We start from the raw sequence: 15,046 nt of genomic DNA, 5'->3' as shown, positions 1-15,046 counted from the left end.
CACGCTTGCGGTCCTTCGCAGTATTTTATTTAGTTTGACTCTTTTATTTTTTTGTTTAATTCAGCGAACCTTGCAGAATATCTTGGATCTGTTGGAAGAATCCCTTCTTTAGCAATTTGTTCCTTGACAATTTTTGTTCGCTCAGTAACATCTGTTTTTGCAGTTACAGGAACATCACCTTCAATGCCTTCGATCTTTGTTTTATCAACTTTGGCTCCTGTTCCTCCTACCTGTCTTTCAGATGTGATTGATTTCAGATCTTCATCACTTGCAACCAAATCAGAAAGTTTAATTGTTTTGTATTGATTTTCTTTGTCAATCGCTAAATATTCACCTTCTACCAGTTCAAGATTATATTTATCTTGCGTTCTCTTCTGGAAATCATTCCATTTTGCTGAAACTTCATATTGATTTGCATCTTTGGAAAAGGCAGGCTTAACATCACCAAAAGCAGCTTTAATTTTAAATGCTGAAAGTTCTGATGTTGCAGTCTCAAACTTCTCAGCCTTATCCTTTAAAGTATCATAGTCTGCAAGTAGCTTTTGAGCATCATCCAATTTCTGTTTTGCTGTCTCAAGCTCTAATTTCGTAGCTTCATCGCCTTTGAAATCTTTGAGTTTTTTTTGATAGTCTGCTTTCAAGGCTTCAATTTCACCGTTCTTAACTTCAAGTGCTTTATTGGAAAGCCTCGCAAAATAATCTCCGAACTTTTCACCTTGTTGACGACCTTCTTTAACGCCTGTTTTCTCCTGCAAATATTCTGAAGCTCCGGAAAGTATGGCTTCTGCATTTTCGTTCGCCTTCTTGTCCCATTCTTTTTTCTGGTCGGAAATGTATTCAGCCCCCTTCGAGGTAATACCATTAACTTGTTCAGGCGTTAAACCCAGCTCTTTTGCAACATCTTCTGTTAAAAATTCCATAGTCTTTTATGTATTGTTTAATTAATTATTTTTGACCTTCACCCGCAGCGCTTTCACCTTCCGCATTGTCTTTATTAGATTCAGCTGCATTTGTTCCTGCTTTTGCGCCACCTTTAGATAATCCGGTCTTAGCATCTGGTTTTGTTCCTGCTTTTGCGCCAGCGGTTAAAGCAGCAATTTGCTCTTGCAATTCTTTAATTTGTTTTTGTTCCAGTGTTAAAGGTCTCTCAGTAGTTTCAAAAAGCTTATTGATTACAGCTTTTACAGCAGATACATCTTCAACTTCTCCGAATCTCTTTAAAGACTCAACAGGTTCATCCTTGTTTACTTTAGACAGATCATAAACCTTTTCAATTTTGACACTTGTTACTCCATGAGCTTTTAAATGCTTAATGAAGTTATCCCATTCCGGACTTTCAAAAGTGATCGATACAGTTTCATTCTTACTCTTGACATTTCCGTCCTTATCGTAGTTTAGCTCGCCATAGAAAAGTCTAAGCGTTACTGACAGATTTTTGCTCATTTTGTATAATGTTTTTTAATAAATTCTTGATTGTAATCATCTTGGTACTTTCCGTCATTTCTCCTAATCCTTCGTAGAAAAGCTCCATTTGTCCATATTCGGCTTCAAAAATTGATATCCAATAATCAAATCTTGTCTGTAATTGAAAAACAACAGGATCTACTTGCGCTTCGGTACTCATAGCTGTTGAAAAATCCTTATCTGAAACATAAGGGATAATGTCGTAGAGAATAGTATCTCTTTTAGCCTGTTGAAGATTATGCTTATTCCTGGTCTGAGAAATTCTTTTTAAAATCTTTCTACGCTCTATCGCATTTGGAGCTAACGAAAAAGACTTGTATAAATCATCAACAGATTCAATAAAGAAATCAGTTCCAAAGAATACTTCTACAGATACTTTATCTTTACCATGAAGTAAAGCCAAAGTTTTAAAGTCAGACAACTGCTTAATTCGGCTTAACTCATTTGAAAGCCATCTCAACCTGTCTTCTTTACTATCGTAGCCTTTTGATACCTGCATTTCATTTTTAGCAGCCTCATTCTGTTCTGCTATATCTCCTATCATGGAAGATAATATCAGTTTCTCAATTTCCTTAATTCTTTCATTGAGATACTCCATTGCCTCTACAGGCATATAGTGAAATTGGAAGTAGTTCTGAACTACATCCATGTCTACCTTACCTTCCTGGCTTTTTGGTGCTGTTACTTTTACTATTGTTCCAGCCTGAAGATCACTCTCTGATGGAGCGATTGGATTAGTATCATTTGATGTTTGAGCTCCTAGTATAGCAGAAGACATCGGCTCTTTAGAAAGCCCCTTTCTCAATTCTCCTGATGGGTTAGTTTCCTTTGCATTTAGCTGAACTGTAACAGGAATCGCCCCGTTAGGTTCTGTCATCCTTTGAAGTGTTTTGAGAAAAACATATTCTTCAAAATCCGGTAAAGCGTAAGAGAATATTGATTTCTTTACTACATTATTATCCTGGAACATATTTTCTGAAGAGATCCAATCAGCTGGACAAACTCCTAAGTCATGAAAAGACCGAACAATCATATTGTAGTCTCTATCAAAGAAAACATACTGGTCCTTATCAATGTATGAGAAACCATGAATAGAACTATTTTCCAGCTCCAAACATGAGTAATAAGCTATCTTATTAATCTGATCACGATCACAGTCAACTGATACTATTTTAGATATTGGTACAATCTCTCTGTATCTTTTTGACTCAATGTCTATATCCTGAACTACAACTGAATTGTGATCAAATAGAATAGTATTAAAAAGCTCTTCGTCAAATTGCTTTGAATTTAAATCTGCGTGACATGTTTCCTCTATTCCTTTTACGGAATATTTGAAAACGGAATCATCTGCATGAAAAACCCTTCTTAATTGTGGTTTAATATCATCATTAACAAGTTTTGCAGATGCAACTGGATTGCGAAGGTATTTGTAGAATGAAAGAAAGTTTTCAGTTTTGAAAACTAGTTTAACCCAGTTTAGAAATTTATTGTCAGAAGAATATTTTCTATTACTCCAAACTCTTAGATACTCAATAGTGATTTCGTCCTGCAAAGAACCCTGAATAAAATAAGAAAGATCCTTCTGCTGTTGTCTGGCATCGAGGATATATTTGTGATTTACTTTCTTTTTTATGAATTCAGCTGGCTCCAAGTATCTTTGCTTTTAAGCAAAAGTACTTTAGGGTATTTATGTAATTGATGGGTATAATTTGAAAACAAAAAAAACAGCCTGTTAAGACTGTTCTAATTTTAGTTCTTTAATTCCAAGTGTAAAGTAGAGATTTTGTAATTCATGGACATAATCAACATAATGTAACCCTCCGAATCCATCTATACATATCATCGGGTTTTCTCCAAAAGAAATATAAAAAGACTCATCATCTGAATCTCTCAATCTATATATTGAATCATTTTCATTTTGAATATCTCCTTTAGATCTTTCAAATCCTAAATTAAGAAGTATTTCTTTTGTTATTCTAACACCGACCAAATTATTAAAACCGAATTTTAAACCATTAATATCACGAATCCCATCATGCAGAATTTCAAATATCTGAACCTCATAAATTTTAATAGTCTCAATTCCATTAGTGACAACAGCGTTTACTATATTGCCAATCATTAGATCTTTTGCTTCCATATTGCTGTAAATTTAGTTCATTTGTTCTTTAGCGGCTTTCATAAGCTCAGTTATTTCCACATGGAACTTGGTAAACTTTGCAAAGTCGGCCGGATCAATTGGATTTGCTTTCTTCTGGATCTTGTAAACAGAAAGACCTTCACACTTTTTATGTAATATGCTTAGAATTCCAATATATTCTTCAATTCCTTTTATCAAATCATCATTGCATTTACCTTCCTGATGTAGCATTGTAAAGAACCCTGATATCTCCACGGCCTTAACTCTATTTGCTTTTTTTATTAATCCATGGATTAATTTTGCTTCTGTATTAGTCATCTTCAAATTTAATTAATTAGTTTCAGATTCTACTGTATTATCAGAATTCCAAGCCATATGCCCATATCTTACAGCGTCCCAGAAGTGATTGTACTTATCAATTGGCAGGTTTACCTGGATTCCGTTAATCTCCATCCATTTATAATTTTCTACTTCTTTTTTGATATATTTTTGATGTAGGTGGTTTTTTACAATACATATTCTTTTTCTCTTCATTGAAAGAATCCAGTACGTAACAGATTTAACCTTTGAGACTTTGATTGCATTCCATCCAAGTTGCTGCATATCGTAAACCATCTGCACGGTTCCGTTTTTTTCAGAAACTCTTTTATCTGAAGAATCGCAGACTATTGTTGCGTCTTTGTCAAAATCATGAGCTTCAATTGCAGCACTTAAAACATCTGCAGTTTCTAGTGGCTCATAAATTAATGGGTCAATGTAAATAGTATCTTCGGTCTCAACGTATTTATTGAAAGAGTTCGGATCAGAAGTAAATCCAAAGTCATTAACCCCAATATATCCTAAGTGTTCCGGGAATTCATCAATCCAAACTACATTATCAAAGATCACCCCTTTCATTGCGCCGCGCAATCCAAGACCGTAAACCTTCCACATGAATTCATCAGCTGTACCAGAATCAACATTTGTAGGGTGTTTTGGAGGCTGGTTCTTTTCCGTTATCGGAAGTCCATTATAGTAAACTCCATCAACGGTAACTTCATAGCTTCCTGGCAGCCAAGGCTCATAACTTAAAATCTTATTTAGCTCAGTGGCCGATATGTAGGGATTATCTAAGAATGTTGTTCTTAAAAATGCCACATCGCTTCTATGAAGAATTTTATCAAAAACCCAGTGATCAGTAAAAGACGGGTTATAGTCCATCCACCACATTATTCTACACCTCATTTCTACCTGATCAAAGATTGCGTTCTTAATCATCATACCTTCATTAAAGAAAGCATAATCACATCCTCCACCATGTTTACCATCACCAAGGAAATGAACCGTTGTTTTACCTATTTTAAAGCTCGGAACCTCTTTAGCTGTGTGAAATGGATTTGGGAGTCCGTAATCATCTAATCTACGTTTGAAATCATCATAAAGAGTTGTCTTGAATTCATTGTATGTCTCCCTGTAGATGTTGATGGTGCAAACTTGATTTTTATGTTTTACAGTAGCCAGATATATGATAATATCTACACCGCTCCACGTTTTACCAGACCTTGAACTCCCTTCTAAAACAACACCAGCATAGCCATATAACAATGCTGGTCTACTTTGCTCATTAAAACCCCACTTCTGCGTATTTATAGCCTCATATAATAATTTGTAGTTCGGATTTGTTTCTTCATCTATGGTAATTAGTTTTCTAAACAGCTGATCCATCTTTTCCTCATGTAAAAGACGTTCAAGCAGCAATATTTCATCGTCTGTAAGACTCACGTTTTATTATTTGGGTTAATTGGGTTTTAAAATAACCCACTGGGTTTTTTGGGTTTATTTTTATCCCTCTGGCTTTTATGGGTTGTTGTTCAATTTATCTTTTAGCTCTCGTATTTTCTGAGCTCTTTCTTCTGCAGAAAGGATTTTATCACCTCCTGAAGTTACATCAAGCTTATCTCCGTACTTTTTAGGATTCAATTTGGATATTTGCCATTTCAAAGTATCTACCTTTAATCTACGGTGTCCCAGCATATCCCCTTGGATTTTCCTCATCTCCTTTTTACCATTCTTGCCGCCTTTCTGGTTCATTTCTACGGTTTCACCGATTTCAGGTGTAAAGGCAATCTCATGCATTTCTTCGAAAAGAATATCGGCCCTGATTTCGCACGCACGCGCGTATCGTTTTGCTTTCTTTTCATCTTCTTCTAACCAATCAAAGAACGTACTTGTTGAAGGTGCCCATTTCTCTTTTAGAATCTGCCTTACTGGCTTGCCTTCATCTACTATTAAATTTATGATCTTATTGAAGATCTTTTCTTTTCTTTCTTCTGTGTAAGCCATGATTATAGGTATTCTCGTTCAACATACTTTATTAAATCATCAGAGCATTGTTCGGTATCTGGAATTCCAGGAACATCACACACAACTAAATACCGTGTTCCCCTTATTGTTTTATATACTTCATAAAGACGTTCCTCCTGTACAGTAAAATAATAATGGTTTGAGTGTTTCGTTATTTCTTTACGTTCATATGTTTCATAAAAGAAACGTACTTTTTGACCTGTTTCCTGTAACATTCCAAATCTGTTGAGGATCTTATAATACCCGTTTTCTTCTGTTACAAGCTTAAGCAAATTGTAAAGTGATTGTCTAAATTGTTCTAGTGTTTTGGTGCTTTTATGAACGTCACAACTTTTACAGCATGGATTTCTATTGTCGATAGATTCCAGATCTTTATTTTTATAAAGTCCTACGTATTCCCATTTTTGTAATTCATTATTCCACTTGCTGTTTCGTATAGGATCAACAATCATATCTGCAAGCCATCTTTCAGGTAATTCACAACCACAATACGCACATTTGCCATCGTATTTTTTATAGAGAATTTCTCTTTGTGCCTTTGTTAATTTCATGAATGATTTATTGCTTTTTACTTAACAACAGTTTTGCGAAGTCCAGAACAAACATTTCTGAAACATATCCGGGGGCGACGTTATAAAATGTGGACATATTCGTTATTTCTTCCTGCTTTGGCAATACCGGGAAGTCTATCCCCATTGACTTGTAAATATGTTCACCACAAATAGGAGTAGTGATATTCTCTTCTTTATCTACAAACCGTAAATGTCCAATATTTTTCACCTTAACAAGCCAGAATCCACTTTTTGGATAACTTTCACTCAAAACAGCTTTTCCTATATCTGAAATCTCTATTTCTTTTACTTCGATAAAATGATTCATGTCTTTATGTTTTAATAATTAATAATCTTCTGTACAGCTAAATCCTTTCAATAAAAGATCAGCCATTAATTTATTCTTTTCGGATTCTGTCTTGCAGGTTACTTCAAAGCGAAATACAGGAATGTATGTTTGCTCTTCCGGTTCTTCTTCATCTCCTGATGCTATAGGAAACTTTACATCCAATCCCCAGTCTTCCAACAAATCAGTGTCCCATTCGTTCAATAACATATCCCAATCCCATTCACCACCAGAAACATTGTCTTTGATAAGAAACTCCCTTTGCTGCTCTTCTGAGAGGTTGTCAGCAATGATAATGGGAACTTCTTTTAATCCGGCTTCCTGACATGCTTTTAATCGCATATTTCCTCCAAGTACTATCATATCACCGTTTACAACTATCGGCCGGATATCAAGCATTTGAGGAAATTCCTCAATGGATTTTACCAGCTTTCTAAATTTATCATCCTTTATTAATCTGGGATTATTAGGATTTACCTTTATTTCTGATATTTTTACTATTTTTGATTTCATTTTTTCACCAATATATTTACAGGGTTTTTACCTTTTTTAATTAAATATTTATCAACAGCCAAAGCTGCACTTCTTATGTCGTCATATAGTTTACCAACACCGGCAGCCATTGAAGCTTTATATCTTATTTTTCCATACTGATAAACTGCTGTTACAGACTTATACTGGGTTTTATAGTGTTTTGGTGTACATGTTTTCATGATTGTAGTGTTAAGTACCAGTTTATAAGTTTTACTATTTGATTAAATTCCCATTGGAAAGAAGCATGGTATCCGCGTTTTATCAACTTATTTATTGACTCTGCTTGCTCCTGTATATGCTTATCTGCTTTTAGTTCTCCATTCAACTTAAAAGGTTTGACAACCTTCAATTCCATAAACAGACCAGTAAACTTTCCTCTTGGTTCAAAAACAATAACATCAGGAGTTTTAAAACCGGGTTTTTGTATTTGTGAATTCCTTACAGCTTGCTGCTTGGTTAATTTCAAAGAGGCAATTGTATCAGACATAAATAAAACATCCGGATGTGCTACCCTCAAATACGCGCATACTCTTTTCTGTAAATCAAATTCAGGTTGTTTTTTCATTTTAAGCAGTTTTCCACGTTTTATTTGCAATAACTTTCTGAAGACATGGTACAGACACCTTATGCTCTAATGACAGTTCAGAATAAGTCTTGCCTGCTTTTCTTTCATTTCGGATCAATAAGGCTTTTTTATAGCTTAAGGTTGCCATCCCGTTTTTTTCTCCCTGATTGTAAGGTTGTTTTTTTGCCTTTTCAAGATTAACACTTTGCCATGTCCTCCATCTTAAGTTGAAAAAAGCATCGTTTAGTACATTTTTATCCAAATATTCCAATACTTCATTATCTTCCGGCGAACGTAGAAAAACAGAAGCGCAAATACGCCCCACGTTCTCACATTTTATTTTCCCGGTTTTGGATGTCAAAGCAACTTTAAATCTACCATTGGAAATTGACTTCTTTAAAATAAGCGCCTTCCTTTTGATCATGCTCTTAACTCTGGAATAGTTTGATATTTCATATCTTCCAACATACCCGGGCAGGTCTTCCCAAATTTCACCAGGCAAATCTTGCAAATCTGTGCTTAAAGTATCTTTTACAGTTATTAATCCTTTCATTTATGCTGTTTTTAATAGTTTATATTGGGTTATCTAAGTTTGAATACTTCTCTTTAATAACAGGTCCTGAAATCAATTTAGAACACAAGTCTAAAGACAAATCGGGAGGGTGGTTTTTCAATCCTTCCAGTATTTTTCTAAGAATAAATTCCTGATCATTAGAAAGATCATATTCTTCATGAAATTTTTCAACAATCTTGTTTATTTTATTTTTTAATAATACAAATTTACAATTCATTACAATGTTTATTTAAAGTATTACTTTAAGTTAAAAACAAAATTAATAATAATATTTGATTTATTTTTTTTTAGTATTTATAAAACAAAAAAACACGACATGTTTTGGCGTGTTACTCGTATATTTTTAGACATTCATTAAAAATAAAAAAAGCAAAAAAACAATGAATATCAAACATTTACGTCATATGTTAAAAATTAATAAGTATGATTTATCTATTAAAAAATTGTATTATATTTACACCTCAATTATGGCAAGAATAATAAGCAAAGAACCTGTTAAGGAGTCAATTAGAATAAAAAATTCTAGAGTTGAGCTAAGAATTATGGTAAGTAGCGGAAAAGACGGAGAATATTTCGTTTTCATTTCGCCTACTTTACTTGTAACTGGTTATGGTCATACAGAAAAAGAAGCGCTAAATTCTTTTACGCATAATCTTGATAACTTTTGTGAAGATATACTATCTTTAAGTTCTGCTCGTGCAAATTATTATCTTAATACCCTTGGCTTCAAAAAAGAAAGATTAAGGAATAAAAACTATTCGGGAACTTTCGTTGACAAAAATAATGTTACTGCAGATTTCGAACCTGAATCATTGAAGTCACAAATGTTAGAACTTGCATATTAATGGGAAATAATAGACCAGTAAAAACTAAGGATTGGATCGCCTTCTTATTGGCCCATGGATGTAAGTATAAAAGGACAAAAGCTTCTCATGATCACTATAAGTGCCCAAGCTGCATAAGAACAATCACCCACAGAGAAAAAGATAAGGAAATTCCCGCATTGCACGCCAAAACAAATTTAATGACAATGGGAAAGTCTTTGGAAGAGTTGTATAAATGGATCGAAGAAAATTGTTAAAATACCCCTGTTAATTCAGGGGCTTTTATTTTGGTAATGTAATTCGTTTTGAATTCAGGCTCTGGAAAATGTGGATCTTTTTCTCTTTGGCCATCCGGTAAATAAGTTCGTTACGTTCTTCTAAAGACATGTTTAAAAAGCTATCGAACGCATCCATAGTGACGCCGTTTGTTCCGCCGTCTTTTTTATGTTGATCTCTTACAATTTCCAGTATTTTCGCTTCTATTTCTTCCATGGAGTAAATATACTAAAACAGATAGAAAAGTAAGCATACCACGCAGGCAATCCAAAACCATGAACCTATTCCGATTATTCTCATTTGCAAATCTTTGCTTTTAAATAACATGCAGTCGTTAATAAATTCTTTCATAGTTCTAATTTAGCTTTTTTGTTTGGTTTGGTTTTGTGGGTTTCCGTAATTAGTCATCTTTTAAATCAAAGAAATTATTTAAATCTGATTCGTTATTGAATTCTTTAAAATTTAGTATAACAACGTCTTCTTCCTTGAATCCACTTTTTTTTGCTATTGCTTTTCCGACAATTTTTTTATTAAAAAATTTACCATCTCTTGTTATGTATCCCCAGTTTCCATATCCTGAAACTTTATCAGTTCTTATTGAATATGAAATAAAAAAATATCTTTCTTTCATCTTTACACTATTTCAAAGATTATACATTTTGATGGGTTTAAGGTTCTGGATTGAGCTTCTTCAAATAATTTAAGAGACTCATAGTACTTATTCTCACCTTCCTCATACATCCAGCCACTATCTTCTTCCGGGTGACCTGAAGCATACCATCCATAATCTGACATTCTAGGCTCTTTCACCGGATTCTCTCCCCAATGGTAGCCAGCTGCCTCGATAGCGGAAATAAAGGATTCTAAAGCAGTATCAACGTAGCATCTTGGTGAATGACCGTTATAGTCAACATAATAGGACAGATCAAATATGTTTACTAAACCTTCGGCAATATCCTCAGTAAGATCGGAGCCTTTGCAGATCTTTTTTATTGGATGCGGGCCTTTTTCATCAACTCTATAATCATATGCATAATTTCCAGACTCTGATTCGATAATAAGGAGTCTTCTATTTGTTTTTATCTCTAACTGTTTCATGTTATTTTTCCGTGTTTAATTACAAAATAAAGTTTACCGGGTTCTGCACCCCATTCCGGATTTCCTTCACGGATCTCAATTCCTGCATGCTCGAGTTTTAAAATTCTTTCAGTATCGTTTTTTGATGGATAACCTAAAGTCATTGTGTTAATGGTAAATTCTTTAAATTTCAAATACCAATTATCTAAGTGATATTCCAAATGCTCCGTGTAATCAGAAGAAGATTGACTTGATGAAAGAATATCCGAGCAAGCTTCTTCCCATTCACTATTTGTTAGAGTATATTCATCAGTAGAATAAAACATCAATCGTTTTAACCAATACGGCGTTACCTCTCTATAATCTTCGGGTTTGATTCTAGCTTTGGTCATTTCAAACCATTTCTTTTTTAAAGACAATTGTAGATTCATGATTCTTTAATTTTCAATTGCCCATAAAACCATTCCTAAAATCATAATTGATAACATACCAATTATTCCTATCACTAAAAATGCTGTGATTACGTCTTCGTGTTTTATTTTCATTTTTGTTCTTTTGTTTTAAGTGCCACCCTAAGATGGCACGGGGTTAAATTTATTTCATGAAACACAGCCAAATAGTTTTGCCATGTTTTCCAGAAGTGTGTCCAAAAAGAGGCTCATGTTCAATGACTTCCAATAGTTTTGATAGTTTAACATCTTTGTCATTCCATTTGAAAATTAATGTTCCATTTGGTTTCAACACCCTCATGCATTCTTTGAATCCTTCTTTAATTTCTATCTCCCAATTCGACAATAACTGACCATATTTTTGCCCTAAAATAGTATTGTTTCCCAACCATTTTGAATGCGGTGGATCCATAACCACTATATAGAAAGTATTATCAGAAAAAGGAAGGTTAGTAAAGTCCGCAACAACATCAGGATCTACGATTGTTTTATTCCCATATGCTTCAAAGATTCCTTTTCGCTTGTCGGAGTACATAACATCGGGATGCTGTTTATTAAACCACATCATTTTACTGCCACAACACACATCGAGGATCTTCTTTCCCATTGTATAATTTATTTATTAGTTAAAGTTTATCAAACGTGTTTTCAAAATCAACAGCAGAATACACTTCACTGTACGGATTCATAGATTTATCTCGGTTAACACACCATTCATTGTCCTTTAGTTCTGCTGTTTCGTTATCATTAGACATTATGGTGAAAATTGGCACATCATCAATGTATTTGGTTCCTTGTACGGCTCTTACATAATTTACAGTTCTGTGCCTGTTTTTTTCATTAAACTGAATTGCTTCTACAATTTCATTCGTTTTCTTGTTCTTGAATTTTTTCATTTTTGTAAATATTATTTAGTTAAAGTTGCTTTGTTGATATTTGTGATTCCGGAAGTCCGAAGACGTTGAAGTGCCATTCTAATAATTTTTCATAAACAGATACTTTTAATTCTTCATATCCGAAAATCTCAATAAAATCAATAGTGAATGCTTTATCTTCTCTTTGTAGTTCATATAGCGGAATTATTATCTTTCCCTCATGCTCTATCTCCTTGGTTAAATAGGTGATCAGAGGCGTATAGTAAGGTTTTACATTTTCAGCCACGAAAAGTCCGTCATACCAATTTTGAAGGAAAATAATTTCACTATATAAAGTAAGATCCGGCATTACTTTTTTCCTGTTATTTTTATTTCGACTTGCCCAGAAGTTAGCTCTGGAATGACTCGTACAAGGCCTACTCAACCAAATGAAATCAAATTCATGATAATGATCTAAAAGATCTTTGTTTGCATCACCCACCACTACAGTATCATCTGGATATAATTCCTGGTAAATGGCAGCAATATCTGGTTTTAGTTCAACGGCTGTTATCTCGTGATTCTCTCCCCATAATTTCCTATTCCCACCTACACAGGCATAAAGATTAAGTATTTTCATTTGATGAGATTTTCGGGATTAATATTTTGAACTAATTGATCAAATATGCGTTGCTTCTCTTGGTGATTTTCCATTTTGTAATAATTATTGATTATTTAAAAAGAATTGTTCAGCAAACCCACGACTGCACATTGAGCGAATATCTGCATCACATTTTATTTTGTCTTTTGCCCATTGGAATTCAGGAATCAGTTCAACAGCAGATTTATGGAAGTATACTAAACCGGGCTTTTTCCTACCTGGTCTTATATACAGGTTTTCATTCTTTGGAACATCTTCCCATTTTTTGAACAATGGATCCGGCATATTAAACTCCCCCCAAAGTGCAGTTTTTTTTGTCCAAGCGCTTCCATATTGCCATGGTTGATAAACTGCTTTGGGTGGCCCTATTATTTCTTTTAATCTTCCATTGAAAGGATTTTCAAGAACCCAGAATACCGGCTTTGCTTTTTTTATTATTCTTAAGCAATGATTAACTAGTATCATACCTTTTTCAAGATCATTAACCTTATCAAATCCTCCAGCTGTTGAAAATTCGGTGCAAACTGGATTCGCAATAATTCCGTACACATTATCAGGCGGATTAAAGTTTTCAACACCTATTTCTTTACCTACCATCACTACTTCATATTCATCTGACATTCGATAAAATAAACTATCACTTCCAATGTCTGCACAAAGATGTAATATCAATTTTGGTTGCTTCTCTTGGTGACTCATGGCTAGTTTTATTTAAGTTTAATCCAACCGAAACTAATAAGCTCTTCAACGGTCCATCCTGCCCACTCAACAGCGAAACCAAGAAGTCTCAGTTCATCTTTCATACTGTCTACACTTCCACTTATGAAGAAGTGATTTACATCATCAAAACCTAACATTTCAGCTTCTTCATCGGTTATGTGATCAATATTTTTGAGTTCTAAATGAAATCTTTGTGGGTTTCCCATACCTAATGTGTAGTGTTGGATATGGCAAATATTACTTGGTCCTGTGTTGCATTTTGCCACCTCTTGGCCAAAATACTGAGCGAAGAACTTTGCTTTATTTTCTAATTTGTTTTCCATTGTTATATTTTTTTAAATTTGACATAAGACGGGTGCTTTGACGCTTTTGCATCAACTATTTTTATCACTGAAAATTGTCTTTGATTTCCCGGAAAGAATACGGTCCGGGTTCCGTTTATTTTAGTAGTTAAATAGGTTTATTTCTTCTTCAACTTTCTGTTCTATTTCAAATGGAAATTCAATATGTACTATCTCGCACAAAGGCTTAACTCCTTTCCAATCTTCCAAATAATAGCTTGTGTCAATTCCAATAGCTAATTCCATTTTAAATTTTGTTTCTTTTATGAATTTTTGCAATTTTAATGAAGGCTCTACTTCATTATAAAATCTTTGCCCTGAATATTTAAAAAGTGTACTCATCTGAGGAAGAATAAAAGATCCACTGTTTGAAATTTTTGCTGCTATATTGATAGTAATATATTCAAATTCATTTCCCTTGTAATTAATATCCAAATCTCTACGTAATCCAGTTTTAATTTTACCAAATGGTGGATTTGAAAAAGATTGATCAAACATTGGAAGATTATAATTATCAAAATCCGTTATGGAACCATTAATCCAAGTGGCTTCTGGAAGTATTTTTTTGCCCACTGTGACATACTGAGGGTTCAATTCTATACAAGTAACTTTACAATTTCTATAATGGTAAGCAAAGAATGAAAGTATGCCAATCCCCGCACAAAGGTCAACTACATTTGAATTTTCATAAATAGTTAAACTAAAATCTTTAGCCAAACCAACCGGAGTAAAAAAAGCCCCTGCGGAAGAATTAATATTAGTTGCTGCTTCATTCCAATTTTCAAGAACAAAAAGCTTTTCATCAAAAGTCAAAACATCTTTTTTAAGATATTCTTCAGCTTGATTATGTAACTTTATTTTTTCTTTTGAAAGCTTCATGATTATGTTTTTAGTTTGGTTAAAAGGGATTTAATCTCCAATTCTAATTTGCTACATTTCCCAAGTTCAGCTTTAAATCTTCCAAATTCTAACATGCACTTTGCAAGCACCTCCTTCATCTCCTCCTCATAGTCAGGCTTTTCTTCAAGATAGTATTCAGGAGTTTCTTTCCACCATTCTACATCAGCGGGATCTTCTGGGTCAAAGGAGTAAAACCCCGCAAAGTTTGTTTCTGGATCAATAACTGCAATGTATTCTCCTTTTTCAGATGGTAACCTGTCAGAAGGCTTTACTTCTAAGTATTTTGTCTTTTGCATAACTTTATTTTTGATTTTGGTTTTACTTCTTCTGGGGCGCGGGCCTGGATAATCCAAGAGCCGCCCGTACGCGTATCATTTTCCACGTAATTTATATTCATTGAGGCTTTACCTCTATCTAACCCATT

The 15,046-nt window shown here is 34.0% G+C and carries 26 protein-coding genes; 1 reads left to right on the top strand and 25 read right to left on the bottom strand.

Going from position 1 to position 15,046, the window contains the following annotated elements; genetic code table 11:
- Positions 1-29 precede the first annotated feature (29 nt).
- The 14 genes from RAH34_RS04290 to RAH34_RS04225 form a co-directional block, all read right to left on the bottom strand.
- Positions 30-920 carry a hypothetical protein gene (locus RAH34_RS04290; RefSeq protein WP_306595268.1) on the bottom strand — a complete coding sequence of 297 codons (891 nt, stop codon included), beginning with the start codon at positions 918-920 and terminating at the stop codon, positions 30-32.
- 25 nt (positions 921-945) lie between these two features.
- The gene (locus RAH34_RS04285; RefSeq protein WP_306595267.1) at positions 946-1,443 is read right to left on the bottom strand and encodes a hypothetical protein; all 498 of its coding nucleotides are present in this window, start codon (positions 1,441-1,443) and stop codon (positions 946-948) included.
- Positions 1,415-3,118 carry a hypothetical protein gene (locus RAH34_RS04280; protein ID WP_306595266.1) on the bottom strand — a complete coding sequence of 568 codons (1,704 nt, stop codon included), beginning with the start codon at positions 3,116-3,118 and terminating at the stop codon, positions 1,415-1,417. Before RAH34_RS04280 ends, RAH34_RS04285 begins: the two co-directional genes overlap by 29 nt.
- A gap of 81 nt (positions 3,119-3,199) precedes the next feature.
- Entirely contained in the window at positions 3,200-3,607 is a 408-nt protein-coding gene (locus tag RAH34_RS04275; RefSeq protein ID WP_306595265.1) for a hypothetical protein, read from the bottom strand.
- A 12-nt stretch (positions 3,608-3,619) separates the two neighbouring features.
- A complete protein-coding gene (locus RAH34_RS04270; protein WP_306595264.1) occupies positions 3,620-3,925 on the bottom strand; it encodes a hypothetical protein in 306 nt (101 codons plus the stop codon).
- 12 nt (positions 3,926-3,937) lie between these two features.
- Positions 3,938-5,368 (bottom strand): phage terminase large subunit, encoded by a 1,431-nt coding sequence (locus RAH34_RS04265; protein WP_306595263.1) that lies wholly within the window; start codon positions 5,366-5,368, stop codon positions 3,938-3,940.
- A 75-nt stretch (positions 5,369-5,443) separates the two neighbouring features.
- Positions 5,444-5,929 carry a hypothetical protein gene (locus tag RAH34_RS04260; RefSeq protein ID WP_306595261.1) on the bottom strand — a complete coding sequence of 162 codons (486 nt, stop codon included), beginning with the start codon at positions 5,927-5,929 and terminating at the stop codon, positions 5,444-5,446.
- 2 nt (positions 5,930-5,931) lie between these two features.
- Positions 5,932-6,501, bottom strand: a complete 570-nt coding sequence (locus tag RAH34_RS04255) for a hypothetical protein (protein ID WP_306595260.1) — start codon at positions 6,499-6,501, stop codon at positions 5,932-5,934.
- Positions 6,502-6,508: 7 nt separating this feature from the next.
- Complete coding sequence (locus RAH34_RS04250) at positions 6,509-6,829, bottom strand: hypothetical protein (RefSeq protein WP_306595259.1); 321 nt, start codon at positions 6,827-6,829, stop codon at positions 6,509-6,511.
- A gap of 18 nt (positions 6,830-6,847) precedes the next feature.
- Entirely contained in the window at positions 6,848-7,360 is a 513-nt protein-coding gene (locus RAH34_RS04245; RefSeq protein WP_306595258.1) for a ParB N-terminal domain-containing protein, read from the bottom strand.
- The gene (locus tag RAH34_RS04240; protein WP_306595257.1) at positions 7,357-7,560 is read right to left on the bottom strand and encodes a hypothetical protein; all 204 of its coding nucleotides are present in this window, start codon (positions 7,558-7,560) and stop codon (positions 7,357-7,359) included. The genes RAH34_RS04245 and RAH34_RS04240 overlap by 4 nt, the downstream gene beginning before the upstream one ends.
- Complete coding sequence (locus RAH34_RS04235) at positions 7,557-7,946, bottom strand: hypothetical protein (RefSeq protein WP_306595256.1); 390 nt, start codon at positions 7,944-7,946, stop codon at positions 7,557-7,559. Before RAH34_RS04235 ends, RAH34_RS04240 begins: the two co-directional genes overlap by 4 nt.
- 1 nt (position 7,947) lies before the next feature.
- On the bottom strand, positions 7,948-8,499 hold the full coding sequence (locus RAH34_RS04230) for an NUMOD4 domain-containing protein (RefSeq protein ID WP_306595255.1): 552 nt from the start codon (positions 8,497-8,499) through the stop codon (positions 7,948-7,950).
- Positions 8,500-8,518: 19 nt separating this feature from the next.
- On the bottom strand, positions 8,519-8,737 hold the full coding sequence (locus RAH34_RS04225) for a hypothetical protein (RefSeq protein ID WP_306595254.1): 219 nt from the start codon (positions 8,735-8,737) through the stop codon (positions 8,519-8,521).
- Positions 8,738-8,900: 163 nt separating this feature from the next.
- On the opposite strand from RAH34_RS04225, the gene RAH34_RS04220 reads away from it, so the two are divergent.
- Complete coding sequence (locus RAH34_RS04220; protein ID WP_306595253.1) at positions 8,901-9,365, top strand: hypothetical protein; 465 nt, start codon at positions 8,901-8,903, stop codon at positions 9,363-9,365.
- Between the two features lie 261 nt (positions 9,366-9,626).
- Here RAH34_RS04220 and RAH34_RS04215 read toward each other — a convergent pair whose 3' ends face one another.
- The 11 genes from RAH34_RS04215 to RAH34_RS04165 all read right to left on the bottom strand — a co-directional run bounded on the left by RAH34_RS04215 (position 9,627) and on the right by RAH34_RS04165 (position 14,918).
- Positions 9,627-9,836 carry a hypothetical protein gene (locus RAH34_RS04215; protein ID WP_306595252.1) on the bottom strand — a complete coding sequence of 70 codons (210 nt, stop codon included), beginning with the start codon at positions 9,834-9,836 and terminating at the stop codon, positions 9,627-9,629.
- 184 nt (positions 9,837-10,020) lie between these two features.
- Positions 10,021-10,251, bottom strand: coding sequence for a hypothetical protein (locus tag RAH34_RS04210; protein ID WP_227941991.1), 231 nt, complete (start codon positions 10,249-10,251; stop codon positions 10,021-10,023).
- A 2-nt stretch (positions 10,252-10,253) separates the two neighbouring features.
- Positions 10,254-10,718 carry a hypothetical protein gene (locus tag RAH34_RS04205; protein WP_306595251.1) on the bottom strand — a complete coding sequence of 155 codons (465 nt, stop codon included), beginning with the start codon at positions 10,716-10,718 and terminating at the stop codon, positions 10,254-10,256.
- A complete protein-coding gene (locus RAH34_RS04200) occupies positions 10,715-11,128 on the bottom strand; it encodes a hypothetical protein (protein ID WP_306595250.1) in 414 nt (137 codons plus the stop codon). The genes RAH34_RS04205 and RAH34_RS04200 overlap by 4 nt, the downstream gene beginning before the upstream one ends.
- A 163-nt stretch (positions 11,129-11,291) precedes the next feature.
- Positions 11,292-11,753: a methyltransferase domain-containing protein gene (locus tag RAH34_RS04195; RefSeq protein WP_306595249.1), complete on the bottom strand. Its 462-nt coding sequence runs from the start codon at positions 11,751-11,753 to the stop codon at positions 11,292-11,294.
- A gap of 19 nt (positions 11,754-11,772) precedes the next feature.
- Complete coding sequence (locus RAH34_RS04190; protein WP_306595248.1) at positions 11,773-12,042, bottom strand: hypothetical protein; 270 nt, start codon at positions 12,040-12,042, stop codon at positions 11,773-11,775.
- A 19-nt stretch (positions 12,043-12,061) separates the two neighbouring features.
- The gene (locus RAH34_RS04185; RefSeq protein ID WP_306595247.1) at positions 12,062-12,640 is read right to left on the bottom strand and encodes a DNA cytosine methyltransferase; all 579 of its coding nucleotides are present in this window, start codon (positions 12,638-12,640) and stop codon (positions 12,062-12,064) included.
- 84 nt (positions 12,641-12,724) lie between these two features.
- Positions 12,725-13,360 (bottom strand): hypothetical protein, encoded by a 636-nt coding sequence (locus RAH34_RS04180; protein WP_306595246.1) that lies wholly within the window; start codon positions 13,358-13,360, stop codon positions 12,725-12,727.
- Between the two features lie 8 nt (positions 13,361-13,368).
- On the bottom strand, positions 13,369-13,704 hold the full coding sequence (locus RAH34_RS04175) for a hypothetical protein (protein WP_306595245.1): 336 nt from the start codon (positions 13,702-13,704) through the stop codon (positions 13,369-13,371).
- A 120-nt stretch (positions 13,705-13,824) separates the two neighbouring features.
- Entirely contained in the window at positions 13,825-14,601 is a 777-nt protein-coding gene (locus tag RAH34_RS04170) for a hypothetical protein (protein ID WP_306595244.1), read from the bottom strand.
- Positions 14,602-14,603: 2 nt separating this feature from the next.
- Positions 14,604-14,918, bottom strand: coding sequence for a hypothetical protein (locus tag RAH34_RS04165; protein ID WP_306595243.1), 315 nt, complete (start codon positions 14,916-14,918; stop codon positions 14,604-14,606).
- Positions 14,919-15,046: the final 128 nt, after the last annotated feature.

The organism is Chryseobacterium sp. WLY505 (genome assembly GCF_030846215.1).
Classification (GTDB): Bacteria; Bacteroidota; Bacteroidia; order Flavobacteriales; family Weeksellaceae; genus Chryseobacterium.
This window is presented reverse-complemented; position numbering and strand designations above follow the sequence as displayed.

Bases quoted from the DNA above. Each gene is read 5' to 3' on its own strand.
- RAH34_RS04290 (WP_306595268.1), bottom strand. From the start codon at position 920: ATGGAATTTTTAACAGAAGATGTTGCAAAAGAGCTGGGTTTAACGCCT.
- RAH34_RS04285 (WP_306595267.1), bottom strand. From the start codon at position 1,443: ATGAGCAAAAATCTGTCAGTAACGCTTAGACTTTTCTATGGCGAGCTA.
- RAH34_RS04275 (WP_306595265.1), bottom strand. From the start codon at position 3,607: ATGGAAGCAAAAGATCTAATGATTGGCAATATAGTAAACGCTGTTGTC.
- RAH34_RS04270 (WP_306595264.1), bottom strand. From the start codon at position 3,925: ATGACTAATACAGAAGCAAAATTAATCCATGGATTAATAAAAAAAGCA.
- RAH34_RS04260 (WP_306595261.1), bottom strand. From the start codon at position 5,929: ATGGCTTACACAGAAGAAAGAAAAGAAAAGATCTTCAATAAGATCATA.
- RAH34_RS04255 (WP_306595260.1), bottom strand. From the start codon at position 6,501: ATGAAATTAACAAAGGCACAAAGAGAAATTCTCTATAAAAAATACGAT.
- RAH34_RS04250 (WP_306595259.1), bottom strand. From the start codon at position 6,829: ATGAATCATTTTATCGAAGTAAAAGAAATAGAGATTTCAGATATAGGA.
- RAH34_RS04245 (WP_306595258.1), bottom strand. From the start codon at position 7,360: ATGAAATCAAAAATAGTAAAAATATCAGAAATAAAGGTAAATCCTAAT.
- RAH34_RS04240 (WP_306595257.1), bottom strand. From the start codon at position 7,560: ATGAAAACATGTACACCAAAACACTATAAAACCCAGTATAAGTCTGTA.
- RAH34_RS04235 (WP_306595256.1), bottom strand. From the start codon at position 7,946: ATGAAAAAACAACCTGAATTTGATTTACAGAAAAGAGTATGCGCGTAT.
- RAH34_RS04230 (WP_306595255.1), bottom strand. From the start codon at position 8,499: ATGAAAGGATTAATAACTGTAAAAGATACTTTAAGCACAGATTTGCAA.
- RAH34_RS04225 (WP_306595254.1), bottom strand. From the start codon at position 8,737: ATGAATTGTAAATTTGTATTATTAAAAAATAAAATAAACAAGATTGTT.
- RAH34_RS04220 (WP_306595253.1), top strand. From the start codon at position 8,901: ATGAATATCAAACATTTACGTCATATGTTAAAAATTAATAAGTATGAT.
- RAH34_RS04215 (WP_306595252.1), bottom strand. From the start codon at position 9,836: ATGGAAGAAATAGAAGCGAAAATACTGGAAATTGTAAGAGATCAACAT.
- RAH34_RS04210 (WP_227941991.1), bottom strand. From the start codon at position 10,251: ATGAAAGAAAGATATTTTTTTATTTCATATTCAATAAGAACTGATAAA.
- RAH34_RS04205 (WP_306595251.1), bottom strand. From the start codon at position 10,718: ATGAAACAGTTAGAGATAAAAACAAATAGAAGACTCCTTATTATCGAA.
- RAH34_RS04200 (WP_306595250.1), bottom strand. From the start codon at position 11,128: ATGAATCTACAATTGTCTTTAAAAAAGAAATGGTTTGAAATGACCAAA.
- RAH34_RS04195 (WP_306595249.1), bottom strand. From the start codon at position 11,753: ATGGGAAAGAAGATCCTCGATGTGTGTTGTGGCAGTAAAATGATGTGG.
- RAH34_RS04190 (WP_306595248.1), bottom strand. From the start codon at position 12,042: ATGAAAAAATTCAAGAACAAGAAAACGAATGAAATTGTAGAAGCAATT.
- RAH34_RS04185 (WP_306595247.1), bottom strand. From the start codon at position 12,640: ATGAAAATACTTAATCTTTATGCCTGTGTAGGTGGGAATAGGAAATTA.
- RAH34_RS04180 (WP_306595246.1), bottom strand. From the start codon at position 13,360: ATGAGTCACCAAGAGAAGCAACCAAAATTGATATTACATCTTTGTGCA.
- RAH34_RS04175 (WP_306595245.1), bottom strand. From the start codon at position 13,704: ATGGAAAACAAATTAGAAAATAAAGCAAAGTTCTTCGCTCAGTATTTT.
- RAH34_RS04170 (WP_306595244.1), bottom strand. From the start codon at position 14,601: ATGAAGCTTTCAAAAGAAAAAATAAAGTTACATAATCAAGCTGAAGAA.
- RAH34_RS04165 (WP_306595243.1), bottom strand. From the start codon at position 14,918: ATGCAAAAGACAAAATACTTAGAAGTAAAGCCTTCTGACAGGTTACCA.